Source organism: Rhizobium leguminosarum (genome assembly GCF_004123835.1).
Classification (GTDB): Bacteria; Pseudomonadota; Alphaproteobacteria; order Rhizobiales; family Rhizobiaceae; genus Rhizobium; species Rhizobium leguminosarum_M.
Map to the genome: position 1 here is coordinate 204315 of NZ_MZMU01000024.1, position 23670 is coordinate 227984.

Sequence of the window (23670 nt, forward strand, 5' to 3'; positions counted from 1 at the left end):
TGAGGCCAGTTCCGAAGGATCAGTGTCGAGCGCTCTGGCTGTTTCAGAAGAACCAAAGGTTAAGACGATGAACATCATTCAGCAGCTTGAGGCCGAACAGGCCGCCAAGATCGAAGCCAAGCGCACGCTTCCCGAATTTTCCCCGGGCGACACCGTCCGCGTCAACGTGAAGGTCACGGAAGGCACCCGTACCCGCGTTCAGGCCTATGAAGGCGTCTGCATCGCCCGCTCCGGCGGCGGCCTGCAGGAAAACTTCACGGTCCGCAAGATCTCCTACGGCGAAGGCGTCGAGCGCGTATTCCCGGTCTACTCGCCGATGATCGAAAGCGTCGACGTCGTTCGCCGCGGTAAGGTCCGTCGCGCCAAGCTCTATTACCTGCGCGACCGTCGCGGCAAGTCTGCCCGTATCGTTGAAGACACCGGCGTCCGCGCCCGCAAGCTCAACGACGCCGAGCGCGCCGCCATTGCCGAGGAAAAGGCACGCATCGAAGCTGAAAAGGTTGCAGCCGCCCAGGCGCTCGCCGCCGAGAAGGCAGCAGCAGAAGCTGCGGAAGCCAAGGCCGCTGCTGAAAAGGCCGCCGCAGAAGCAGCCGCCGCTGCAGCGGAACCGGCAGCAGAATAAGATCTGCGCTACGCAAAATTCTTTGCTTGGAAAGGCGGCCTTCGGGTCGCCTTTTCTATTTTTTGCTCGGGCACGCAGTGGGCGGCCTTGCCTTCGGCAGGCCTTCCGTGACAGTTTTTGCCGTTCAATTTTGGGGAACCGTTCAATGTTGTTTCGCCGTACCGTTCTTGCGAGCTTCGCCGCCCTTGCTCTTCTACCCCTCGCCGCATCGGCCGCCGAGCTGCCCGATCTCGGCGGCAAGAGCGTCGTCGTCGTCACCGAGAATGCCTATCCGCCGCTGCAATTCGTCGATCCGAAATCCGGCAAGGCGATCGGCTGGGAATATGATGCGATGAACGAGATCGCCAAGCGGCTGAATTTCAAGGTCGAATACCAGAACACCAGCTGGGACGCGATGATCCAGGCCGTGTCCGACGGCCAGTACAACATCGGCATGACCGGCATCACCATCAAGGAAGACCGCAAGCAGAAAGTGGATTTCTCCGATCCCTATATGCGCTCTCAGCAGTTCATGCTGGTGCGCGGCGACGAGAACCGCTTCACCGATGCCAAGTCCTTTGGCGAATTCAAGGATGGCCTGGTCGGCGCGCAGCCCGGCACCACGCCCTTCTACACCGCCGTCTATGAAGTGCTGGATGGCAACGAGCAGAACCCGCGCATCAAACTCTTCGAAACCTTCGGCGCCACCGTCCAGGCCCTGAAGGCCGGCGACGTCGACGTCGTGCTGACCGACGGCACTGCCGGCAAAGGTTATGTCGATGCCTCGAACGGCGCCTTGAAGCTGATCGGCGAACCGCTCGGCACCGAGGATTTCGGCTTCATCTTCCCGAAAGGGTCCGACCTTGTCGCCCCGGTCAATGCCGCCATCGCCGCACTCAAAGCCGACGGCACGCTGGATGGGCTGAACAAGAAGTGGTTCCTCGACTACAAGATGGGCGAATGACGCCGAGCAACTATTGATGGCCCTGCGACCATCTCCCGACAGACACGTCAAGGACGACTATCCCTGGTGGCTGGTCGCCCTTGTCACGATCGGCATCGTGCTTGCCGCCGTCATCGTCGCCAACGATATATACGCCCAGGTCTTCCGCACCGTTGTCAACGGTGTCGGCATCACCGTCTTCGTCACGCTGGTCGCCTTCGTGCTCGCCACCGTGCTCGGTCTCGGCATCTGCCTGCTTGGCATGGCCGACAGCCAGGTGTTGCGTCAGATTGCGCGATTCTACATCGAGATCATCCGCGGCATACCGATCCTCGTGCTGCTGTTCTACGTCGCCTTCGTCGGCGCGCCGGCTCTGGTTGCAGGCTATAATTTCCTGATTTCACCGCTGGTGACATCCGGCGTGGCCGAGCCCATCCTGGTGCGCGATCTGTCGCTGATGTGGCGAGCGATCATCGCGCTGACGGTCGGTTATTCCTCCTTCATCGCCGAAATCTTCCGGGCCGGTTTCCAGTCGGTCGATCTCGGCCAGATTGAGGCGGCCAAGGCGCTTGGCCTGTCGCGCTATCGGCGCTTTCGCTCCGTCGTCTTCCCGCAGGCGATCCGCGTGATCTTCCCGCCGCTCTCCAACGATTTCGTCTCGATGGTGAAAGACAGTTCGCTCGTCTCCGTGCTCGGCGTCGCCGACATCACCCAGATGGGCAAGGTCTATGCCGCCGGCTCCTTCCGCTTCTTCGAGACCTATTCGATCGTCACCTATATCTATCTGATCCTGACGATCGGCCTGTCGCTGGCGCTGCGGCGGACGGAGAAATGGATGAAGTCGCGGTAAGCGATCAATAGCCGCCGCGCCGCTGAGAGGCCGCAGAGCGTCTGCTGATGATTCAAATTGAAGCCGCCGCGAAAAATCGCTATATGCAGGGCCATGGAATCCAAGTTCAGATGCATTGGTGCGCATATTTTCGTGCTGCAGGACCATTATCGCCTGCCGGCGCGGTTTTTTGCGTGCGTGTCCGGTGCGCTCAACAGCCGACTTCGTTGATCGAATGACGGCCGGCGGAGCCTGATCTGCCATTTCTCGATTTTCCAAAAGCTTTAGAAAAACGGACTTAACGCCATGAGCGCACCGCGTACCCTCTACGACAAGATCTGGGACGATCATCTGGTCGACGAACAGGCAGACGGCACCTGTCTTCTCTACATCGACCGCCACCTGGTCCACGAAGTGACCTCGCCGCAGGCGTTCGAAGGCCTGCGCATGACCGGCCGCAAGGTTCGCGCGCCGGAAAAGACGCTCGCCGTCGTCGACCACAACGTTCCGACCTCGCCCGACCGCCATCTCGGCATCAAGAACGAGGAAAGCCGGATCCAGGTGGAAGCGCTGGCCACCAATGCCGCCGAATTCGGCGTCGAATATTATTCGGCAAGCGACAAGCGCCAGGGCATCGTCCACATTGTCGGTCCGGAACAGGGCTTCACCCTGCCCGGCATGACCATCGTCTGCGGCGACAGCCACACCTCGACGCACGGCGCCTTCGGCGCGCTGGCGCACGGCATCGGCACTTCTGAGGTCGAGCATGTGCTGGCGACCCAGACGCTGATCCAGAAGAAGGCGAAGAACATGCTGGTGCGGGTCGACGGCCTGCTTCCGCCGCATGTTACCGCCAAGGACATCATCCTTGCCATCATCGGCGAGATCGGCACGGCCGGCGGCACCGGCCACGTCATCGAATTTGCCGGCGAAGCGATCCGCGCGCTGTCGATGGAAGGCCGCATGACCATCTGCAACATGACAATCGAAGGCGGTGCCCGCGCCGGCTTGATCGCCCCTGACGAAAAGACCTTCGAATACATCAAGGGCAAGCCGCGTGCACCGAAGGGCGAGGCACTGGAACAGGCGATCGCCTACTGGAAGACGCTGCAGACCGACGAGGGCGCTCACTACGACCGCGTCGTCGTGCTCGATGCCGCCAGCCTGCCGCCGATCGTTTCCTGGGGCTCCTCGCCCGAGGATGTCATCTCCGTTCAGGGCATCGTTCCGAACCCGGACGACATTCCGGACGAAACCAAGCGCACATCCAAGTGGCGCGCGCTCGACTATATGGGCCTGAAGCCGGGCACGAAGATGACCGACATCACGCTCGACCGCGTCTTCATCGGCTCCTGCACCAACGGCCGCATCGAGGATCTGCGCGAAGTCGCCAAGGTCGTCGAAGGCAAGACGGTTGCCCCAACCGTCGACGCGATGATCGTGCCGGGCTCCGGCCTCGTCAAGGAACAGGCGGAAGCCGAAGGCCTCGACAAGATCTTCAAGGCCGCCGGTTTCGACTGGCGCGAGCCGGGCTGCTCGATGTGCCTTGCCATGAACGACGACCGCCTGAAGCCGGGCGAACGCTGCGCTTCGACCTCGAACCGCAACTTCGAGGGCCGTCAGGGCTTCAAGGGCCGCACGCACCTCGTCTCGCCGGCAATGGCCGCCGCAGCCGCGATCGCCGGGCACTTCGTCGATATCCGTGAGTGGAACTGATCCGTCAAAACGGATGACAATCAAAAGCCCACCGATGCCGCGGCGCATCGGTGGGCTTCACATTTTATGCCGCCCGCCTCGGTCGCCTTATAAAACGGCTACCGCATGCGGTCTTTTGCGGGACGACCCTTCATTGGCCTGGCAATAAATCGAGACGACGATCAGAAGGTTGCCGTCATCGGATCCGGTCCCATGCGGGCGTTGGTGCTGTCGAGCTTGGCGATCTCGGCCATGTCGTCGGCATCGAGCTTGAAATCGAACACCTGGAAATTCTCTTCGATACGCGACGGCGTCACCGATTTCGGGATGACGACGAGGCCGGTATCGATGTGCCAGCGAATGATGACCTGAGCCGGCGTCTTCTGATGCTTTTTGGCGATCTCGCCGATATCAGCGTTCGAGATGAACTTGCCCTGGCCGAGCGGGCTCCAGGATTCCGTGACGATATTCAGTTTCTCGTGAACCTCCTGCGCCGCCTTCTGCTGGAAATCGGGATGCAGCTCGATCTGGTTGATGACGGGAACGACGCCGGTTTCGCCGATGATGCGCTCGAGATGTTCAGGATTGAAATTCGACACGCCGATCGAGCGGGCGCGGCCCTCTTCCCGGATGCGGGCGAAAGCCTTCCAGGTCTCCGTATAAAGGCCGCGATGCGGCGACGGCCAGTGAATGAGGTAGAGGTCGACATATTCGGAACCGAGCTTCTTCAGGCTGCCGTCGAAGGCGCGCAGCGTATTGTCATAGCCTTGATCGGTATTCCTGAGCTTGGTGGTGACGAAGATGTCCTTGCGGTCGAGGCCGGAAGAGCGGATGCCTTCGCCGACGCCCTCTTCGTTGTCGTAACCGGAAGCGGTATCGATGTGACGATAGCCGGCGGCGATCGCCGTGCGCACGGTGGGAGCGGCAATGTCCTGCGGCGTCTGCCAGACGCCGAGGCCGACCTGCGGAATGGAATGTCCGTCATGGAAAGTGATGATGGGTTGAGCGGTCACAATATATCTCCGGGAGTTTGAAGAATTGGACGAGGCATGATTTGCGCCCGCGCGCGCGGACGTCCCGGAACGCATTTCAGCCGGAGCGTTCGGTCACTGGAAACATATAGGCAGCCGCATCCGGAAGACAATCAAAGGACGCGGACAATCGTTCCCTTTCGAATGTGCGGCAGCAGGCGGAGCATGTCGCGCAGGCTCACAGCCACGCAGCCCGCCGTCGGCTCGTAGCCTGGCCTGATGAGATGGAAGAAGATCGCCGAGCCGCGATTGCGCGCACGCGAGGAAATGTTCCAGTCCATCACCAGGCAGATATCGTAGAGCCCGTCGCTGCGCCGCATCTCCTCGTGACTTGCGCTGAACGGTGCCCTGACGAGGCGGTTGTAGCTGGCACTGTCAGACTGATCGCACCAGAGCATGTCGGGGCGAATGCGGCGGATGGAAAGCGGAGTGACGAGCCGGCCGTTCCGCTCGCCGCGCCGGAAGCCGGACATCAGCCTCATCGAGGCGATCGGCGTGGCGCCGTCGCCCTCGCGTTTCATCACGGTGCGGCCGGAGCGGCCGATCGCAGCAGGCACGGTGATGGCGCCAAGCCGGACGATCGCCCGGCTCTTGCGCCCCGGCGCAGGACGCACCATGATCGTCGACGGCGTCATACCTCGCCTCTGCCTTGCTTTTTCCATTTTTCTCGCATGTCGTGCCTTGTCTGGGGCTTCGATTGAAATCATATCGAAACCGACCCGGCAACAGCCCGCTGCCCGATCCTTGCCAAACCAGGAATTTGGCGTAGGACTAGGGGACTTAACATGAGGACGCAAACGGCATGACCGCACGCACCATTCTTCTGGTGGATGACGACGATGACCTTCGACAGACGCTGACGGAGCAATTGTCGCTGTATGAGGAATTCACGGTTCTGCAGGAAGCCAACGCCGGCAAAGGTGTCGCGACCGCCCGCTCGATGCCGATCGACCTGCTGATCATGGATGTCGGCCTGCCCGATATGGACGGCCGCGAGGCAGTGAAGCTGCTACGCAAGGGCGGTTTCAAGGCGCCGATCATCATGCTGACCGGCCACGATACCGATTCGGACACGATCCTCGGTCTCGAAGCCGGCGCCAACGATTATGTCACCAAGCCTTTCCGGTTCGCCGTGCTGCTCGCGCGCATCCGCGTGCAGCTGCGCCAGCATGAGCAGAGCGAGGACGCGACCTTCACCGTCGGCCCCTACCTCTTCAAGCCGAGCCAGAAGCTCCTGACCACCGACAACGGCCAGAAGATCCGGCTGACGGAAAAGGAAGCGGCGATCATCCGCTATCTCTACCGCGCCGAACAGAAGGTCGTCACCCGCGACATACTGCTCGAAGAGGTCTGGGGCTATAATTCCGGCGTGACGACGCATACGCTGGAAACCCACGTCTACCGCCTGCGCCAGAAGATCGAGCGCGATCCCTCCAATGCCGAAATCCTCGTCACGGAAAACGGCGGCTACAAGATCATACCCTAGAGCAGTTCCGTTTTTCTCCGAATCACGGAAATGCCCTATCTCTTTGTTTTCACGCAATTCTGAACGCAGAACCGCGACGCACTTCTGCTGGAATTGCTCTAAGGCGAAAAGCCCGCATGGCGCTGACCGACGACATCCACATGCTCGCGCAGCTTCCTCTGTTCAAGGACATGAACGAGGATCAGCTGCGGTTGATCGCCTTCGGCGCCGACCGGCGCATGATCGCTGCCGGCCAGATGCTGTTTCGCCAGGGTTCGCCCGCCGAGAGCGCGTATGTCATCCTCAGCGGCAGCCTGGAGCTGAGCGCGACGAGCAGCGACGGCATGCAGAGGACAGGGGGGATCGCCGGTCCGGGAACCCTGGTTTCCGAGCTGGCGCTGGTGACGTTGGTGGAGCGCAAGTTCACCGCGGTAGCGCGCGAGGATACCAGCATCATCCGCATCACTCGCGCTCTCTTCCACCGGCTGATCGAAGAATATCCGGACGCAGCCCGGCTGATCGAGAACCGGATCCGCGATAATCTCGCCGAACTCGCGGCAAAGGCCGCAAGCCAGTTCTACCGCTTCAGCTGATCCCTGTAGAGCGGTTTGCGCTTTTACGAAAAGCTGAACCGCATCGTTCTAGAAATCGAAATGCGCCGTGACCGGTACGTGGTCGGAGGGCCGGTCCCAGCCGCGCGCCTCCTTCAGGATTTCGATTCGCTTGAGATGCGGCCCGAGATCCGACGACGACCAGATATGGTCGAGACGGCGGCCGCGGTCGGCGGCCTCCCAATCCTTGGCGCGGTAGCTCCACCAGGTGTAGAGTTTCTCACTGGCAGGCACATGCTGGCGCATCAGATCGAGCCAGGCGCCGCGCTTCATCACCTCGAGCAGCCCCTCGGTTTCGACAGGCGTATGGCTGACGATCTTCAGAAGCTGCTTGTGCGACCAGACGTCATGCTCCAGCGGCGCGATGTTGAGGTCACCGACGAGGATGGCTGAGGTGTTGGCCTCGCCATTGGCTTTCAGCAGCTTCATCTCTTCGATGAAATCGAGTTTGTGGCCGAATTTCGGATTGATCGTGCGATCCGGCTCGTCGCCGCCGGCCGGGACATAGAAATTGTGCAGCCGAACGCGACGATTGCCGTGCTCGAAGATCGCCGAGATGTGGCGTGCATCGCCGACGCCGCAATAATCCTGGCGGTGATCCTCGGTCAACGGAATGCGCGAGGCGATCGCCACGCCATGATAGCCCTTCTGGCCATGGATGATGATGTGATTGTAGCCCATCGCCCTGAGCGGCGCCGCCGGAAACAGCTCGTTCGTCACCTTGGTTTCCTGCAGGCAGAGGATATCGGGCCTGTGCTTGAGAACGAGTTGCTCGACGATGGGCATGCGCAGCCGCACCGAATTGATGTTCCAGGTGGTGATCGAAAAACCCATGCCCCATACCCTCTCGCGTCCAATGCCCCGCATGCCGGCCGAACCCCGGCTCGACGCGACGCGCTTTCATGAAAGGGCTTTAAAACAAAGGCGGGCGCGAAGGAACTAGACGCGCGCAAAAGCATCAAGCGATCAACCGAAAAGGTTTCAATCGCGCGACTGAGGCGTGCCTGGAATGGTCTCATAGGGCACGCGGAAGACGCGATCGTCGAACTGCATGCCGGTTTTGACGTTGAAGATCATCACCGAGGTGTCCTTGCCCTGATTGTCGGTGATCGTCCACTGACGCAGGTCGTAAGTCTTCGGGTCGAACATCATGGTGATGGTCGAGTTTCCGAACACCGTATTGTTGCCGAGCGCGATTGTCGTCAGGTCGGACTCTTCCTTCACACCCTTCACCATGCCGGCCGACAGATCGATACGCTGCGCCAGAAGCAGGCTGAGCGGGGTTTTGGACAGCGGATAGAGATCCCAGGTCTTCAGCTTCGTATTGCCGATGGCGACGTTCTTGCCGTCGGCGATCACCCGCATCGGCGACGGATCGTCATAGTTGAAGCGCAGCTTGCCGGGGCGCTGGATGAAGAACTTGCCGCCGGTCTGCTCGCCGCGCGGACCGAACTGCACGAATTCGCCCTGCATCGTCGTGACGCCGGAGAAATGATCGGCGATCGCCTGCGCGGTGCCGGAGGCGGGAGCTGCCGCCTGCGCGTAAGCACCGAGGGGAATGGCGCTCGCCATCGCCGCGACGGCAAAGGCGCCGAGAAGGTCGCGGCGCGTTACCGTCAGGCCGGAGAGGAAGGTATCGGAGTGACTCATCTAAATCTCCTTTATGCGATCTGCATGCTGCCGAAAGGCGGCGTCTTCAAGGCGTTGCGATCGGCCTGCGAGAGGTAACGGCTTCGATGCTATCAGGTTTCCGCAAAAGCGGCTGCATCGGAAATATATGCCTGTTATGTCAGCGGTCGAGGATGTCGCCTTCGGTCGGAACGAGAATCTCGCGTTTGCCGGCATGGTTGGCCGGTCCGATGATGCCCTCCTTCTCCATACGCTCGACGAGCGAGGCGGCGCGGTTGTAGCCGATGCCGAGCCGGCGCTGGACGTAGGAGGTCGACGCCTTGCCGTCACGCAGCACGATGGCGACCGCCTGGTCGTAGGGATCTTCCGATTCGGAAAGATTGGACGTGCCGGCCGGACCGCCGCCGCCACCGCCGTAATCGCCGTCTTCGTCGTCATCGGCGGTGATCGCGTCGAGATATTGCGGCGAGCCCTGGGTCTTCAGGTAGGAGACGATCTCTTCCACCTCGACATCCGAAACGAACGGACCGTGCACGCGCTGGATACGCCCGCCACCCGCCATATAGAGCATGTCGCCCATGCCGAGCAGCTGTTCGGCGCCCTGTTCGCCGAGGATGGTGCGACTGTCGATCTTCGAGGTCACCTGGAAGGAGATGCGGGTCGGGAAGTTCGCCTTGATCGTGCCGGTGATGACGTCGACCGACGGACGCTGTGTCGCCATGATCACGTGGATGCCGGCCGCACGCGCCATCTGCGCCAGACGCTGGACGGCGCCTTCGATGTCCTTGCCGGCGACCATCATCAGGTCGGCCATCTCGTCGATGATGACGACGATATAGGGCATCGGCCGCAGATCGAATTCTTCGGTCTCGTACATCGCCTCGCCGGTATGGCGGTCGAATCCGGTCTGCACCGTGCGCGAGATCGCCTCGCCCTTCGACAGCGCCTGCTCGACGCGGGTGTTGAAGCCGTCGATATTGCGCACGCCGATCTTCGACATCTTCTTGTAGCGCTCTTCCATCTCGCGCACGGTCCATTTGAGCGCGACGACGGCCTTCTTCGGATCGGTGACGACAGGCGAAAGCAGGTGCGGGATGCCGTCATAGACGGAGAGTTCGAGCATCTTCGGGTCGATCATGATCAACCGGCACTGTTCTGGCGTCATGCGATAGAGCAGCGACAGGATCATCGTGTTGATGGCGACCGACTTGCCGGAGCCGGTGGTGCCGGCGACGAGCAGATGCGGCATCTTGGCGAGATCGGCAATGACGGCTTCGCCGCCGATCGTCTTGCCGAGCGCCATGGCGAGCTTCGCCTTGCTGCCCTCGAAATCCCGGGAGGCGATGAGTTCACGCAGATAGACGGTCTCGCGCGTCTGGTTCGGCAATTCGATGCCGATCGCGTTGCGGCCGGGCACGACGGCGACGCGCGCGGCAATCGCGCTCATCGAGCGGGCGATGTCGTCGGCAAGGCCGATGACGCGCGACGACTTGATGCCGGGCGCCGGCTCCAGTTCGTAGAGCGTGACGACGGGACCGGGGCGGACATGGATGATGTCGCCCTTGACGCCGAAATCTTCGAGCACGCCTTCGAGCATGCGGGCATTCTGCTCCAGTGCATCTGCCGAAAGCGTGGAGTCGCGCACCACATTCTTCGGTTCGGCGAGCAGATGCATCGACGGAAGCTGGAAACCCTCGGGACGGATGAACGAGCCCTGCGCCTCCCGCTCGATGCGGGCACTGGGCTTCGGACGCGCGACCACGGGGACGACGCGGGGTTCCGGCTTGCCGGCCGCCTTTGCCGGCGCGCGGATCATCCAGTCGTCGTCATCGTCGTCGGGCAGGATATCGGCCGGGCGCGGCGGCATATCGGTATCGAAGGGCAGGTCGTCGTCATTATCATCGTCGTCATCGATCGACAGCGACGGTGCGGAGACGATGCGCCGCGGCGAAGCCGCCCTTGCCCCCATCGATGGTTCCATCGACGGCTCCATGCGCTCGCCGCGGACGGTCGGCGCCTTGGCGCGGACGGGTTCGTTCAGCGTGCCGAACTCGTCATCGTTGAAATCATAAGGTGATTCGTAATCGCCCTGGCGCCGCTTGCGCGGCCCCATGCCGAAGAGCCGGCGCAGTCGGCCCTGGCTCATGTACCAGGCATGCGTCACGGCGCCGCTGAGAGCGACCCAGCGGGATTCGTCCTCCTCCTCGTCCTCGTCTCCAACGACGCGGGCCTTGCTACTGCGCGTATCGACGTAATCCTCCTCGATCTCCTCGTCGGCGTCGCTGCGGCCGACGAGCCCTGATGCAAAGAGCATCAGCCAGGCGGTCGGCGCGGCGAAGATGCAGCCGACGACCATGGCGAAGGTGCCAGTCGGATAAGCGCCGACGAAGAGTGCGGGAAAACGCAGGATCATGTCGCCGATGACACCGCCGATGCCGTTCGGGATCGGCCAGGTGAGCGGCGGCGGAAAGCAGCCGAGGACGGCGCAGGAAAGCACCGAACCGCCGAACCAGGCGCCGGCACGGGCAGGAATACGGCTGAAGCGGCGGCCCGAGATCAGCGTCAGCGCCCAGGCGACGATCGGCAGCATCGAAACGACGCTGGTAAGCCCGAGGAACTGCATGACGATATCGGCAAAGGCGGCACCGCTGTAACCGAGAATATTCGTCGGCAGGTTGGCGGTCGCATAGGAATAGCTCGGATCCGCAACATTCCATGTCGCCAGCGCCGCGACGCAGAACGCCAGCAGCAGAAAGATCGCAAAGCCGATGAGCGCCTGGATCTGCCGCAGCATGAATGCCGAGAAGGAGAACCGATCCGGACGGCCATCCATCGCCGGCGACGTGCTTCTTGCCATGTGTCTAACCCGTCCAATGCCTGGGCAGGCGAATCGCCGAAGCTTCGCCATGCCAAAATGCGTCCGCTCTACCTAATCAGAGCCGGGTTAAAGCGATGTTAACCATGCATGCCTGGACGTGCGTTCCGAACCGGGAAATGAAAAAAGCCCGAACCTTGAAAGGTTCGGGCCAAATGCGGTCTATGGTTAAATAGGCCGCGACGGGCTGTGAAGCGGCGCCCTTCTGCCGGGCGCCGCAAACCCTGTGATCAGGAAGAGTGGTAGGCGGCTTCGCCGTGGGTCGAAAGGTCGAGACCTTCGCGTTCGGCTTCAACGGTGACACGCAGGCCGATGACGACGTCGACGATCTTGTAGAGGATCGCCGAGCCGATGCCCGACCACAGCAGCGTCGTCAGCACGCCCTTGGCCTGGTTCCAGACCTGGGTTGCCGTGCCGGCATAGGAGGCTGCGAAATCGGCGGTCGAATAATCGACGATGCCTGCACCGCCGAGCGCCGGGTTGACCAGGATACCGGTGCCGAGAGCGCCGATGATGCCGCCGACGCAATGGACGCCGAAGACATCGAGGCTGTCGTCGTAGTTGAACTTGTTCTTCACGACATCGACGAAGAAGTAGCAGGCCGGCGAAACGAGGAGGCCGAGAACGATCGAGCCCATCGGGCCGGCAAAGCCTGCCGCCGGGGTGATGGCGACGAGACCGGCGACGGCGCCGGAAGCACCACCCAGCATGGAAGCCTTGCCGCGGGTGAGGGTTTCAACGATGCACCAGGACACAGCGGCGGCAGCCGCTGCGACGAAGGTGTTGATCATGGCGAGAGAAGCGTAGGCATTGGCTTCGAGGTTGGAGCCGGCATTGAAGCCGAACCAGCCGACCCAGAGCAGCGAGGCGCCGACCATGGTCAGCGTCATCGAGTGCGGAGCCATGATTTCCTTCTTATAGCCCGTGCGCTTGCCGAGCATGATGGCGCCGACGAGGCCCGCGATACCGGCATTGATGTGAACGACCGTGCCGCCGGCAAAGTCGATTGCGCCATAGGAGAAGATCAGGCCAGCCGGCGAAGTGTAGGAGCTCGGACCGCCCCAGAACCAGACCATGTGTGCCATCGGGAAGTAGATGAAGGTGACCCAGAGCACGACGAAGAGCATGACAGCCGAGAACTTGATGCGCTCGGCGAATGCGCCGACGATCAGGCCTGGCGTGATGCAGGCGAAGGTCATCTGGAACACGATGAAGGTGTATTCCGGAATGGCGACGCCCTTCGAGAAGGTTTCGACGAGCGACGAGGTGTTGACGCCGGCGAGGAACGCCTTGGAGAAGCCGCCGACGAAGCTGTTCAGCGAGCCGCCGTCGGTGAAGGCGAGCGAATAGCCGTAGGTCACCCAGATCAGCGCCACGACGGCCGTGATCATGAAGACCTGCATCAGCACCGAGAGCATGTTCTTGGCGCGGACGAGACCGCCGTAGAAAAGCGCAAGGCCGGGGATGGTCATCAGCAGGACGAGCGCCGAAGAGACGAGCATCCAGGTATTGTCACCCTTGTCCATGATGAGAGCAGGAGCAGCAGCGGCGGTCGCGGCTGGGGCAGCCTCCTGCGCGAAAGCGACGGCCGGCGCCAGAAGGGCGGCTGAAGCTGCGCAAAGACGCGCAAAGGTGGAAGAAAACTTCGAAATTGACATTGGAAAAAGCTCCTTGATCTGCCGTTCTTACAGCGCTTCTGAATCGGTTTCGCCCGTACGGATGCGCACGGCATGGTCGATCGAATAGACGAAGATCTTGCCGTCACCGATCTGGCCGGTCTTGGCCGATGCCGCAATGGCCTCGACCGCCCTGTCGACGAGTTCCGATGCAACCGCGATTTCGATCTTGAGCTTCGGCAGGAAGCTGACTGCATATTCGGTGCCGCGATAGATTTCGGTGTGCCCCTTCTGGCGCCCGTAGCCCTTCACCTCGGTTACGGTCAGCCCCTGAATACCGATCGCCGTAAGGGCTTCGCGGACCTCATCGAGCTTGAACGGCTTGATAATGGCCATCACAATTTTCATCTGGTTTCCCATCCTTCGTTATCCTCGGCGCGGAGCCGACTCTCCTTGCCGCTGACGTTCCTGAACAGCGACCGGCCAATACACATTCAAGGGGCGTGCCAGATTCAAGGCAGGTCGTAAGTTATTGAAAAATAAAGGTTATAATAAAGAGTGCCAATAAACAGGCAAATGATCGGCCAATAAGCGCACAAATAACGCGCAAATTTACAAAGTTGCACACTTTTTATTCATTTGCCTTTTTCCGAATCAGGCCTTCCTGCGCGACCGATGCGATCAGGCTACCCGATCGTGTAAACAAGCTACCCCGGGTTAATCCTCTGGCGCCTGAAGCCGACGGACTATCCTGCGTATAAAGCAGCCAGTCGTCGAGCTTGCAGGGTCTGTGGAACCACATGGAATGATCGAGGCTCGCCACCTGCAGGCTCTGGTCGAAGATGGACGTTCCGTGCGCATAGAGCGACGTATCGAGCAGCGTCATGTCCGAAAGATAGGCAAGCACCGCCGCCTGATAGAGCCGGTCGTCGGGAACCGGACCGGTGGCGCGCACCCAGACGTCCTGCTTCGGATCGAGCTTCCTGTCGGAAAAATAATGCGTCAGCGAGACGGGCCGAATCTCGATCGGCCGCTCACGCTGCCAGTATTTTCGGATCGCCTCCGGCGCGTGCGCGAGATACTGTTCCTTGATCTGCTGCTCGCCGAGCAGCGCCTCCGGCATCTCGACCTCAGGCATCGCGATCTGGTGCTCGAAGCCTGGCTCCTCCACCTGAAAGGAGGCCGACAGAGCGAAGATCGCCTTGCCGTGCTGGATCGCGACGACACGCCGCGTGTTGAAGCTCGATCCATCACGGATGCGCTCCGCCTGGTAGATGATCGGCACCGAGGGATCGCCGGGACGCATGAAATAAGCATGCAGCGAATGGACGAAACGCTCGCCCTCGATGGTGCGCTGCGCCGCCATCAGCGCCTGGCCGATCACCTGGCCGCCGAAGACCCGCTGCCAGCCGACCTTGGGGCTGCGGCCGCGGAAGATGTCGACCTCGATCGGCTCCAGGTCGAGCGTCGAAAGCAGCGTCTCCATCGCCGAAGGCCCGGTCGTTTCGCCCGTCATTTTCTATGTCTCCCAGCGGTAGGAAGTGAAGTTGCGATGATCTATATAGAGCACATCTGAGGCACAAGGTACGGGAGCGGCGCGATGCTGGACATGCTGGTTGTGGGCGGGGGGTACGTCGGCCTTTCCGCCGCTGTCGCGGTCAAACAGGCCGCGCCGCATCTGAATGTCGCCGTCGTCGAGGCGGCCCCCGAGCATGTCTGGAAAAATGATACGCGCGCTTCCGCCATCATCGCGGCGGCGGCGAAGATGCTCGAGGTCTTCGGCATCTGGAACGAGATCGAGCCGGAAGCCCAGCCGATCACCAAAATGATCGTCACCGACTCCAAGACCTCCGATCCGGTGCGTCCGGTTTTTCTGACCTTCGACGGCGAAGTGGCCGAGGGCCGGCCCTTCGCCCACATGGTCCCGAATGTTGCCATGGTCGCAGCACTGCGCGGCGCCTGCGACCGGCTCGGCATCGATATCCGCCATGGGCTCGGCGCCACGGAGCTGAAGACCCATGACACCCATGTCACCGTCACGCTTTCGGACGGCAGCGCGCTGGAAACCCGCCTGCTGGTTGCCTGCGACGGCGTGCGCTCAAAATTGCGCGATCTCGCCGGCATCAGGACCGTCACCTGGGACTACGGCCAGTCCGGCATCGTTGCGACCGTCGAACACGAGCGGCCGCATGACGGCTGCGCCGAGGAACATTTCCTGCCGGCCGGCCCCTTCGCCATCCTGCCGCTCAAGAACAACCGCTCCTCGCTCGTCTGGACGGAGCGCACGCCGGATGCCAACCGGCTGGTCGCCGCCGACGACCTGATCTTCGAGGAAGAGCTCGAACGCCGCTTCGGCCACAAGCTTGGGAGCCTGAAAGTCATCGGCGACAAGCGCGCCTTCCCGCTCGGCCTGACGCTGGCGCGTTCCTTCGTCGCGCCGCGTTTCGCGCTGGCCGGCGATGCCGCCCACGGCATCCACCCGATTTCGGGTCAGGGCCTCAATCTCGGCTTCAAGGATGTGGCGGCACTCGCCGAAACCGTGGTCGAGGCCGACCGCCTCGGCCTCGATATCGGCTCGATCAACATTCTCGAGCGCTACCAGACCTGGCGGCGCTTCGACACTTTCCGCATGGGGGTGACGACGGACGTGCTGAACCGGCTCTTCTCCAACGACTCGACGCCGATCCGCATCGCCCGCGACGTCGGCCTCGGCATCGTCGACCGGCTGCCGCGTCTCAAATCTTTCTTCATCGGCCAGGCGGCCGGAACGACGGCAAAGGACAATCCGCGCCTGCTTGCCGGCCAGACGATTTAACCTTTGTTCTTACGCAATTCCGGACGGAAAACCGCGACGCGTTTTAGTCGTCGAGGCGGCGGGCCTCGGACACCAGCATGATCGGAATGCCGTCGCGGATCGGATAGGCAAGCCGCGCCTTTTCCGACACGAGCTCATTCTGCTCGCGATCATAGGAAAGCCGGCCCTTGGAGAGCGGGCAGACCAGGAGATCGAGCAGCTTTGGATCGACGCGGCTGAGTTTTTCGTCCATCGCTGAAGTCTACTGCAGAACCGTGTCCGAGTCACCGAAGACGCGCGCCAGTACGATTTCGGTAATGGCGATCAGCGTCTCGGCCCGCGTCTTCAGGTCGGGCGCCTCCAGCAGCGCCTGTTTTTCGGCCGGCCCGAAGGGCGACATCATCGCCAGCGAATTGACGAGCGTCAGATTGCTCGCCCGCTCGACGCTCTCCCAGTCTGCCTCCAGCTTGTTGGCATCGAGATAGGCCTTGAAGGCGGTGAGAAGCGCTGCGCGGTCGACCGCCTCCTCCTCGTTTGCGGCCGAGAGATCGGCGATGAACGGGGCGATCCGGAAGATGCGGAAGGGATCGCTGGTCGATTTCTCCTCCAGCAACCGGAAGCGGCAGACGCCGGTCAGCGATACGATATAGCGCCCGTCGCCGGTCTCGGCGAAGGAGGTGATGCGGCCGAGGCAACCGACAGCGGCAAGGTTGGGCTCGCCGCCCTTGTCCTCGTGTTCGCCGAGTGCCGGCTGCACCATGCCGATCAGCCGGTTTCCGGTCAGGGCCGCATCCAGCATCGCCAGATAGCGCGGCTCGAAAATGTTGAGGGGAAGCTGCCCGGCCGGCAGGAGAAGGGCGCCGGTCAGGGGGAAGACAGCGATTGAATCAGGCAGATCGCCCGGCTTCAGGTATCTGGCATTCCCGACTTGCATGAAACCGTCCCGCATTCTTGTAACGGGCTTGCCCGTCCTGACGAGAATGTGGTGCCCTCGTCCGAAAACGCAAGGGCAGATGCTCGAACTTACAGCGCCGCGCGTCTTTTTAGACGCGCAAAACACGCTGTAACACTTTGAATCGCTGCATAATTTAATCCTTAAATCGATTCCGATTTAAGGAATTATGCAGTGGCGAATACCCCGAAAATCGGAATCGGTTTTCGGAAAGGATCATGCCCGGATTCAATGCGATAGACCGTCCGCGGTGCGCCCTACGAGAACAGCATCGCCGAAAGCTTGCGGCGTGCTGCAACCGTCGCCGGATCCTTGAAGCCCCAGACCTCGAAGAACTGCAACAGCTGGCGGCGGGCGCCATCATCGTCGAAGGCGCGGTCCTTGCGCATGATCAGCAGCAGATGGTCGGCGGCCTCGTCGCGCCGGCCTTCGACATTGCGGATCTTGGCAAGCTTGATCCGTGCCTCGTGATCGTCGGGATTGGCGGCCAGTTCGCGCTCGAGCGCAACAGGATCGCCGAGCTTGCGGGCCTCCTCGATCTGCTCAAGCTTCATCAGCACGGCCTGGATGCCGGCGTCTTTCGCCAGCTCTTCCGGCAATTCCGTCAGAATTTCGCGTGCCCGCTGATGCTGGTTGGCAGCGATCATGCATTCGGCCATGCCGGCAAGCGCCTTGGCATTCTCGGGATCGGCCTGCATCACGGCGCCGTAGAGTTGAGCGGCCTCGTTGATATTGCCGGCGGCAAGCAGTTCCGCCGCTTCCGCAAGCACGGCTTCGATTTCGGCCGCCTCGTCGGCGCCGGCCGGACCGGCGATCCGGTCGATGAACTGCTGGATCTGGCTTTCCGGCACCGCGCCCATGAAACCGTCGGCAGGACGGCCGTTGACGAAGGCGATGACAGCGGGGATCGACTGGATGCCGAGCTGGCCGGCGATCGAGGGATGATCGTCGATGTTCATCTTGACCAGCCGGACGCGGCCCTTGGCTTCGTTGATCACCTTTTCCAATACCGGCGTCAGCTGCTTGCACGGACCGCACCAGGGCGCCCAGAAATCGACCAGCACCGGCTGCTTGCGCGATTCCTCGATGACGTCCTTGGCGAAATTCGCGGTCGTCGTCTCCGTGATGTAGCTGCCGGCCGCAGCCGCGGGTTCCGGCGCAGCACTAAAGCTTGTCGTCGCCGTCATCTGATTTCCGAAGGAACCGTTATAGGGGTTGTCGCTGCCGCTCATAGGTATCTCCCGCCGCGCCGATCCTGCCGGCGTCTTTGCTAAAGCATGTCGCGCAAAACTGTGTGGCGGTTTTGCGATAAAGACACGCGCAAAACCAAAGACTAAAGCGCGGCAAGCGAATCTAAAAGATCGCGACGCGCTTTAGCGCTAAAATCGTATGTCAGGACGTCACTTTCAAGACAAGCGGCTTATGTCCCGTCGCTTCCATGAAACGGATAAGGTCGCTGCTCGCAATCGAGGTCGTCGCATCATTGGATAGCGGATGGCAGTTGACGATCTCGTGCGCCATCAGCTCGGCATCGAGCACGAAGGTGACATTCTCCGCAGTATCGTTGATCGCGCCGAAGGCCGTCACCGCACCCGGAACGACGCCGAGATACTCCATCAGTTTCTCCGGCCTGCCGAAGGAAACCCGGCCGGACCCGCCGATGGCATTATGCACCTGCTTGAGGTCGACGGCAGCATTTTCCTCGACGGTCAGCAGAAAATACCTGTCCTTCTTGTCCTTGATGAAAAGATTCTTGGTGTGGCCGCCGGGGATCTCGTCGCGCAGGGCCACCGATTCGGCGACAGTGAAGACCGGCGCATGGTCCATCGTCTTATGGGCAATGCCGAGGCCATCGAGAAAGGCAAACAATTCTTCTCTTGTCTTCGGGGCATTTTCGGACATGGGGCAATCCATTGGACAGGAAGGGAAAAAAGCGAGGCGTCCTGATTAAGTCGGTCCACATCGTTTGGCAATCTTTGCGACCGACGCTTTGCCCCGCATTTGCGGCCTTTCCGCCGGGCGTCTGCGAACACCAGAATTTTTCTTCGCCTCCCCGTCATTTCTCTGTTGCATTTGAAAACCCGTTAGGCCATATAGCGCCGGTCGCCGCGAGGCGGCGCCCACGGTCCAACAACTACCCCGGACCGATGCGGATTGAGCGGGTGTAGCTCAGGGGTAGAGCACAACCTTGCCAAGGTTGGGGTCGAGGGTTCGAATCCCTTCGCCCGCTCCAGTTTTCCAAATTGTCCCGAAGACATAAGTATCAGAGCGTACCTAAGACATGGGTGACAACCACGTGCCGAATGGGTTGTCGATGGTTTACAAAGTCCTCTGCTCCAGGTCGATATATCCCAGGTCACAATGCATGAAGCTGACGAGCCAAAGACGTGCTTCTGCTCAGCCAAAAAAGCAATGGAGCAGGCTAATTTCGTTCGTTACGCTGTTGGTGTCGTTTGGTCCTTCGTTGGAGCATCTTCCGATATCGATCAATGTTTACCGAAAAAGCAAAATATATTTCAGTCGAATTGGATGGCTGATCGAAGCGGGCGATGCTTGAAACCTCAACCTCATCCGAATGCGCGATGGATATTTTTGACCCGACCGGTAAATAGGCATGCCGGATGAATTTGCCACGCTCCGTCCCCATTTGGAAATCTACTCCAAATGCTAGGGCAAATCGTTCTAGTGCATCTGGAAGCGAATGAACGTGCAAAAATGATACGTCTCCCGGATAAAGCCTCCAACTACCAATAACTGAACTCTTTCTATCTGCGAGCGTCAGAGTCGCTATCAAAAAGAAGGCGTCAGGTGTGCCCGTGTTTACCCACTTCCCTACGAGGGACACACTGCCATTAGGGTTTTGAAATTGTTCTTCAAAATCAGGGTGTCGCGTGGCTTCTGCTACGAGTGCTCTATCATCAATAGAGAATCTCGCTTGACTCCGAAGGTACTGCTCTCCGAATTCCAGAGTATATGCGTCCAAGGGCAATACACCGTCACGGGTAAGGCGCTCGAGAGCAGCCTCCTCATCGGGCTTTTCACTGACAGCCTCAATCTGTTCGTCAATCCACTCTTCAACTAGCTTATCGACCTCCTCAAGCCTGGCGTTGCCGAGACGGCTGCGCGCTCTTTGACGCAAAGACGATAAAAGTTCGGCGCGCATATTTTCTTCGTTATCAAGAACCGACTTCGCAGCAGGATTCGTACCGTCACTCGAAAGATAAAGTCCTGCACGCGCTAAAAAGCCCTGCGCTTGCAGTCTGCTTAGGTTCGTTAGGCTTTCGAAATCCATCATCTTCGCCCCAGTCGGGGAAGTTCGATCACGTCGATCTCGCCCAAGTCGAGCGAAGGAAGAATATACTCCATACCTTGCCCAGCCCTTTTCCTAAGTGGAACTTCTTGCAGGCGAGCTTCAACCCGATACCTTGGTATTATGTAGAGGACCGGCCGCCAAATTCTAAAACTTTGGGAGCGGCAAGATGCTTTAATTTCGTCACAAGACGATTGTGAAATAGAACCCTCAACCAGCCAGTTTGCAGCCAGCTTTCTGAATGTGCTCTTATATCCCCGGATCCTGGCATCGTGTGCATCGTCAGTATCAATCGCATGCGCCAGTTGCTCATAAATAGTCTTGGGATCTGACGACGCCGCTATCAAACTAGCCGCTGTACCAATCGCCTGATCCGCCGAGGAGAAATATTCACTGCACCATGCATATGTTTCTCCATTTCGATACCTCCGAGAGACTTCCAAAGCAAACCATGGATTTGTCGAATATAGGAAGGGACTTGGCATTGTGACCGCGCGTTGTGTTGGTGCAATCTCACCTAACTATAAATTTTGTCAATCTTTTCGACGATGGACGGGGCTGAAACCAAGGACGCTGCTAAAGGGTATCTATGAGCATCAACTACGCCTCCTTCGCCTGCCCCTAAGTTAGATGAAAGGCGCAGAATAACCGATGGCCTGCAACCCGACAGTGTCACTGTAAAGGTCGATTGCCGCAGCAGTTGATTTTCACTTAATTGCCGTTGATCGATTCATTTTGCGAACTATCATCGGCCAGATAAGGACGGTATGTCTTCGGATCAAAAGCCCTCCATATTCAGTTCATCGCAGCGCGAGCTTCCGCGGGCCATCAGTCACGAGGTACTTGCCAGCATCGCCGCCCATAACGTCCTGATTGCTCCCAACATCTGAGGTTTCCCATGCGCATCGCCGTCGGTGGCATTCATACCGAGTGCAGCACATACAATCCCGTCCTGAACGAGGAGAAAGATTTTCGCGTCGTGCGCGGCGAGGCCCTGCTGGCCGCGCCCTATTTCGCTTTCCTCAAGGATTACGATGCCGAATTCCTGCCGACGATCCATGCCCGGGCCATTGCCGGTGGCCCGGTTTCGCGGGCCACTTACGAGGCCTTCAAGGGCGAATTCCTCGAGCGGCTGAAGCCGATGCTGCCGCTTGACGGTCTCTACCTCGCCATGCACGGCGCCATGTATGTCGAGGGCATGGAGGATGCCGAAGGCGATTGGATCGTTGCTGCCCGCGCGCTGGTCGGCAAGGATTGCACGGTTTCGGCAAGCTATGACCTGCACGGCAATGTCACGCAGCGCATCATCGATGCGCTCGACATCTATTCCACCTATCGCACCGCGCCGCATATCGATGTCGAGGAGACGATGCGCCGCTCCGTCTCCATGCTGGTGAGGAGCCTGAAGACCGGCGAGAGGCCGGTCGTCCTCTGGGCGCCGATCCCCGTCGTGCTGCCCGGGGAGCGCACCAGCACCGTCGATGAGCCGGCAAAGAGCCTCTATGGCATGTTGCCCGGGATCGACGCGATCGACGGCGTCTGGGATGCATCGCTGATGGTCGGCTATGTCTGGGCCGACGAACCGCGCGCCACCGCCGCCGCCATCATGACCGGCACCGACCGCGCCGTGCTGGAGCGAGAGGCCAAACGTCTCGCCAAGGCCTATTGGGACGTGCGTGAAGACTTCGTCTTCGGCTGCGAGACAGGTTCGCTCGAGGAATGTGTCGAACGGGCGATCGCAAGCCCGACCGCGCCAGTGGTGCTTGCCGAATCCGGCGACAACCCCACAGGCGGCGGCGTCGGGGACCGGGCTGATGTACTGGCAGAGCTGATTGCCAGGGGCGCCACCGGCGTCGTCTTTGCCGGCATCGCCGACAAGGCGGCGACCGAGGCCTGTTATGCCGCAGGCATCGGCGCGGAACTGGAGCTCAGCGTCGGCGCCTCGCTCGATACCAAGGGCAGCAAGCCGGTCATCGCCCGCTTCACGGTCAAATTCCTGCACGAAACTTCAGATCCCTCTGACCGCCAGGCGGTGGTTTCGATCAGTGGTATCGATCTCGTGCTCTCCGCCAAACGCCGGCCCTATCACAACATTGTCGATTTCACCCGGCTCGGTCTCGACCCGCACCAGGCCAGCATCATCGTCGTCAAATCGGGCTATCTTTCGCCGGAACTGGCGCCGCTCGCCAATCCGAACCTGATGGCGCTATCAACAGGTGTCGTCGACCAGTTTGTCGAGCGCCTGCCGCGGCTGCGCAAGCAGCATCCGACCTACCCCTTCGACAAGGATTTTGCTTTCGAACCGCAGGTCTTTCTCTCCGCACGCTCGACGCCGGCCTGAGCTTGAACCAATTGCATTTTTCTGGATGATAGTGTCGATCGCGGCGCCGCCCCGTCGCTGCGATCGACTGTTTTCCCGTATCGCGGCAATAGCGGGATTTGAGCAAAAAACGGGCAGATTTGGATTTGCACAAAAAAGCGCTTGACGGTCGGCACGATTTGGTTTGCACTGAACCAATAGAAAATTGGTACGGACCATTTAAAGCGAATACCGATGGATGAGACGCAGGGCAATTCGAATTACGCGCTGGAGAGGCTGAGGGCCCTCCTGCGGTCCGACAGTCTCGACGCCGACGGCAAGCTGCCGACCGAGCGCACTCTTTCGGAAATGCTGGGCGTCGGCCGCCGTGCCGTCCGTCGCGCCCTCGAAGTGCTGGAGGCCGAGGGTCGCATCTGGCGCCGCCAGGGCTCCGGCACCTATGCCGGCCCGCGCCCCGACGGCTGGAGCGATCATGTCGGCTCGATCGTGGCCGGCACCGATCTCATGGAAGTCATGGAAGTGCGCCTGCGCATCGAGCCGCAGCTCGCCCAGCTTGCCGCCATGCGTGCCAAGGCCGCCGATATCGAGCGCATGTATGATCTGGTGAAGAAGATCTACGAAAGCACCGATGCCGACGGGCGCGAACTCTGGGACGGGGCGCTGCACCGCCAGATCGCCCAATGCGCCGGCAACGGTTTCTTCCTCACCATCTTCGACGTCATCAACCGGGTGCGCCAGGACGAAGCATGGCAGACGATCCGCGAGCGAGCCCGCAGCGCCAGCCGGACGCGGCCCGTCACCTTTAACCAGCACACGGCGATCGTCGATGCGATCGCCGCTCGTGATCCTGCCAGGGCGGGCGAAGCGATGCGCCAGCATCTGCTGACACTGCAGGAAAGCCTCGTCCGCATCACCTCGCTCGATCACAGCGAAACGGAGGTCGACAAGACCCTCGCCTGAGCAGGGAGGTGAGCAGGGAGAAAAGAGACGGGCGGGCCA

General features: G+C 60.7%; 22 protein-coding genes and 1 tRNA gene. 10 read left to right on the forward strand and 13 right to left on the reverse strand.

All coding sequences use genetic code 11. From position 1 onward, the window contains the following. The first annotated feature begins 67 nt into the window (after positions 1-67). The 4 genes from rplS to leuC all read left to right on the forward strand — a co-directional run bounded on the left by rplS (position 68) and on the right by leuC (position 4089). Positions 68-622 carry a 50S ribosomal protein L19 gene (gene rplS, locus B5P46_RS30705; protein WP_003582945.1) on the forward strand — a complete coding sequence of 185 codons (555 nt, stop codon included), beginning with the start codon at positions 68-70 and terminating at the stop codon, positions 620-622. A gap of 145 nt (positions 623-767) precedes the next feature. Then, the gene (locus B5P46_RS30710) at positions 768-1565 is read left to right on the forward strand and encodes a basic amino acid ABC transporter substrate-binding protein (protein ID WP_129422023.1); all 798 of its coding nucleotides are present in this window, start codon (positions 768-770) and stop codon (positions 1563-1565) included. 16 nt (positions 1566-1581) lie between these two features. After that, on the forward strand, positions 1582-2394 hold the full coding sequence (locus B5P46_RS30715) for an amino acid ABC transporter permease (protein ID WP_129422024.1): 813 nt from the start codon (positions 1582-1584) through the stop codon (positions 2392-2394). A 285-nt stretch (positions 2395-2679) separates the two neighbouring features. After that, positions 2680-4089 (forward strand): 3-isopropylmalate dehydratase large subunit, encoded by a 1410-nt coding sequence (gene leuC / locus B5P46_RS30725; RefSeq protein ID WP_027666950.1) that lies wholly within the window; start codon positions 2680-2682, stop codon positions 4087-4089. A gap of 161 nt (positions 4090-4250) precedes the next feature. Here the strand turns inward: leuC and B5P46_RS30730 are convergent, their stop codons facing one another. Both B5P46_RS30730 and B5P46_RS30735 read right to left on the reverse strand, forming a co-directional pair. Then, on the reverse strand, positions 4251-5081 hold the full coding sequence (locus tag B5P46_RS30730) for an aldo/keto reductase (RefSeq protein WP_129422025.1): 831 nt from the start codon (positions 5079-5081) through the stop codon (positions 4251-4253). Positions 5082-5212: 131 nt separating this feature from the next. Beyond that, a complete protein-coding gene (locus tag B5P46_RS30735; RefSeq protein ID WP_129422026.1) occupies positions 5213-5734 on the reverse strand; it encodes a L,D-transpeptidase family protein in 522 nt (173 codons plus the stop codon). A 167-nt stretch (positions 5735-5901) separates the two neighbouring features. On the opposite strand from B5P46_RS30735, the gene B5P46_RS30740 reads away from it, so the two are divergent. Both B5P46_RS30740 and B5P46_RS30745 read left to right on the forward strand, forming a co-directional pair. After that, a complete protein-coding gene (locus B5P46_RS30740) occupies positions 5902-6585 on the forward strand; it encodes a response regulator transcription factor (protein ID WP_027666953.1) in 684 nt (227 codons plus the stop codon). A gap of 116 nt (positions 6586-6701) precedes the next feature. Continuing rightward, on the forward strand, positions 6702-7157 hold the full coding sequence (locus B5P46_RS30745) for a cyclic nucleotide-binding domain-containing protein (RefSeq protein WP_018448268.1): 456 nt from the start codon (positions 6702-6704) through the stop codon (positions 7155-7157). Positions 7158-7205: 48 nt separating this feature from the next. On the opposite strand, the gene B5P46_RS30750 is transcribed toward B5P46_RS30745, so the two are convergent. The 6 genes from B5P46_RS30750 to tesB form a co-directional block, all read right to left on the reverse strand. Next, positions 7206-8009, reverse strand: coding sequence for an exodeoxyribonuclease III (locus B5P46_RS30750; protein WP_028757778.1), 804 nt, complete (start codon positions 8007-8009; stop codon positions 7206-7208). Between the two features lie 147 nt (positions 8010-8156). Continuing rightward, a complete protein-coding gene (locus tag B5P46_RS30755; RefSeq protein WP_129422027.1) occupies positions 8157-8825 on the reverse strand; it encodes an outer membrane lipoprotein carrier protein LolA in 669 nt (222 codons plus the stop codon). 139 nt (positions 8826-8964) lie between these two features. After that, on the reverse strand, positions 8965-11661 hold the full coding sequence (locus B5P46_RS30760) for a DNA translocase FtsK (RefSeq protein ID WP_129422028.1): 2697 nt from the start codon (positions 11659-11661) through the stop codon (positions 8965-8967). A gap of 248 nt (positions 11662-11909) precedes the next feature. After that, positions 11910-13337, reverse strand: a complete 1428-nt coding sequence (locus B5P46_RS30765) for an ammonium transporter (RefSeq protein WP_129422029.1) — start codon at positions 13335-13337, stop codon at positions 11910-11912. A 27-nt stretch (positions 13338-13364) separates the two neighbouring features. Next, positions 13365-13715, reverse strand: coding sequence for a P-II family nitrogen regulator (locus B5P46_RS30770; protein WP_003543684.1), 351 nt, complete (start codon positions 13713-13715; stop codon positions 13365-13367). A 211-nt stretch (positions 13716-13926) separates the two neighbouring features. Further along, a complete protein-coding gene (gene tesB / locus B5P46_RS30775; protein ID WP_129422030.1) occupies positions 13927-14811 on the reverse strand; it encodes an acyl-CoA thioesterase II in 885 nt (294 codons plus the stop codon). A gap of 84 nt (positions 14812-14895) precedes the next feature. Here tesB and B5P46_RS30780 point away from each other — a divergent pair, with 84 nt between their 5' ends. Next, complete coding sequence (locus B5P46_RS30780; protein ID WP_129422031.1) at positions 14896-16110, forward strand: ubiquinone biosynthesis hydroxylase; 1215 nt, start codon at positions 14896-14898, stop codon at positions 16108-16110. A 43-nt stretch (positions 16111-16153) separates the two neighbouring features. Here the strand turns inward: B5P46_RS30780 and B5P46_RS30785 are convergent, their stop codons facing one another. The 4 genes from B5P46_RS30785 to B5P46_RS30800 form a co-directional block, all read right to left on the reverse strand. Beyond that, positions 16154-16342 carry a Trm112 family protein gene (locus B5P46_RS30785; protein WP_017966162.1) on the reverse strand — a complete coding sequence of 63 codons (189 nt, stop codon included), beginning with the start codon at positions 16340-16342 and terminating at the stop codon, positions 16154-16156. A gap of 9 nt (positions 16343-16351) precedes the next feature. Beyond that, the gene (locus B5P46_RS30790) at positions 16352-17038 is read right to left on the reverse strand and encodes an LON peptidase substrate-binding domain-containing protein (RefSeq protein ID WP_206735433.1); all 687 of its coding nucleotides are present in this window, start codon (positions 17036-17038) and stop codon (positions 16352-16354) included. A gap of 260 nt (positions 17039-17298) precedes the next feature. Then, positions 17299-18273 carry a thioredoxin gene (gene trxA / locus B5P46_RS30795; RefSeq protein WP_129422033.1) on the reverse strand — a complete coding sequence of 325 codons (975 nt, stop codon included), beginning with the start codon at positions 18271-18273 and terminating at the stop codon, positions 17299-17301. A gap of 160 nt (positions 18274-18433) precedes the next feature. After that, complete coding sequence (locus tag B5P46_RS30800) at positions 18434-18943, reverse strand: prolyl-tRNA synthetase associated domain-containing protein (RefSeq protein ID WP_129422034.1); 510 nt, start codon at positions 18941-18943, stop codon at positions 18434-18436. Between the two features lie 256 nt (positions 18944-19199). Here B5P46_RS30800 and B5P46_RS30805 point away from each other — a divergent pair. Further along, a tRNA-Gly gene (locus tag B5P46_RS30805) sits at positions 19200-19274 on the forward strand. 189 nt (positions 19275-19463) lie between these two features. Here the strand turns inward: B5P46_RS30805 and B5P46_RS30810 are convergent. Next, on the reverse strand, positions 19464-20336 hold the full coding sequence (locus B5P46_RS30810) for a hypothetical protein (RefSeq protein WP_129422035.1): 873 nt from the start codon (positions 20334-20336) through the stop codon (positions 19464-19466). Positions 20337-21249: 913 nt separating this feature from the next. Here B5P46_RS30810 and B5P46_RS30815 point away from each other — a divergent pair. After that, positions 21250-22692: a M81 family metallopeptidase gene (locus tag B5P46_RS30815; RefSeq protein ID WP_129422036.1), complete on the forward strand. Its 1443-nt coding sequence runs from the start codon at positions 21250-21252 to the stop codon at positions 22690-22692. A 207-nt stretch (positions 22693-22899) separates the two neighbouring features. Beyond that, entirely contained in the window at positions 22900-23631 is a 732-nt protein-coding gene (locus tag B5P46_RS30820; protein WP_129422037.1) for a FadR/GntR family transcriptional regulator, read from the forward strand. Positions 23632-23670: the final 39 nt, after the last annotated feature.

Coding starts and splice junctions, on each gene's coding strand:
- B5P46_RS30760 (WP_129422028.1), bottom strand. CDS start 11,661: ATGGCAAGAAGCACGTCGCCGGCGATGGATGGCCGTCCGGATCGGTTC.
- B5P46_RS30765 (WP_129422029.1), bottom strand. CDS start 13,337: ATGTCAATTTCGAAGTTTTCTTCCACCTTTGCGCGTCTTTGCGCAGCT.
- B5P46_RS30740 (WP_027666953.1), top strand. CDS start 5,902: ATGACCGCACGCACCATTCTTCTGGTGGATGACGACGATGACCTTCGA.
- B5P46_RS30800 (WP_129422034.1), bottom strand. CDS start 18,943: ATGTCCGAAAATGCCCCGAAGACAAGAGAAGAATTGTTTGCCTTTCTC.
- B5P46_RS30710 (WP_129422023.1), top strand. CDS start 768: ATGTTGTTTCGCCGTACCGTTCTTGCGAGCTTCGCCGCCCTTGCTCTT.
- B5P46_RS30735 (WP_129422026.1), bottom strand. CDS start 5,734: ATGACGCCGTCGACGATCATGGTGCGTCCTGCGCCGGGGCGCAAGAGC.
- B5P46_RS30745 (WP_018448268.1), top strand. CDS start 6,702: ATGGCGCTGACCGACGACATCCACATGCTCGCGCAGCTTCCTCTGTTC.
- rplS (WP_003582945.1), top strand. CDS start 68: ATGAACATCATTCAGCAGCTTGAGGCCGAACAGGCCGCCAAGATCGAA.
- B5P46_RS30790 (WP_206735433.1), bottom strand. CDS start 17,038: ATGCGGGACGGTTTCATGCAAGTCGGGAATGCCAGATACCTGAAGCCG.
- B5P46_RS30770 (WP_003543684.1), bottom strand. CDS start 13,715: ATGGGAAACCAGATGAAAATTGTGATGGCCATTATCAAGCCGTTCAAG.
- leuC (WP_027666950.1), top strand. CDS start 2,680: ATGAGCGCACCGCGTACCCTCTACGACAAGATCTGGGACGATCATCTG.
- B5P46_RS30750 (WP_028757778.1), bottom strand. CDS start 8,009: ATGGGTTTTTCGATCACCACCTGGAACATCAATTCGGTGCGGCTGCGC.
- B5P46_RS30815 (WP_129422036.1), top strand. CDS start 21,250: ATGCGCATCGCCGTCGGTGGCATTCATACCGAGTGCAGCACATACAAT.
- B5P46_RS30755 (WP_129422027.1), bottom strand. CDS start 8,825: ATGAGTCACTCCGATACCTTCCTCTCCGGCCTGACGGTAACGCGCCGC.
- B5P46_RS30715 (WP_129422024.1), top strand. CDS start 1,582: ATGGCCCTGCGACCATCTCCCGACAGACACGTCAAGGACGACTATCCC.
- B5P46_RS30780 (WP_129422031.1), top strand. CDS start 14,896: ATGCTGGACATGCTGGTTGTGGGCGGGGGGTACGTCGGCCTTTCCGCC.
- tesB (WP_129422030.1), bottom strand. CDS start 14,811: ATGACGGGCGAAACGACCGGGCCTTCGGCGATGGAGACGCTGCTTTCG.
- B5P46_RS30810 (WP_129422035.1), bottom strand. CDS start 20,336: ATGATGGATTTCGAAAGCCTAACGAACCTAAGCAGACTGCAAGCGCAG.
- trxA (WP_129422033.1), bottom strand. CDS start 18,273: ATGAGCGGCAGCGACAACCCCTATAACGGTTCCTTCGGAAATCAGATG.
- B5P46_RS30785 (WP_017966162.1), bottom strand. CDS start 16,342: ATGGACGAAAAACTCAGCCGCGTCGATCCAAAGCTGCTCGATCTCCTG.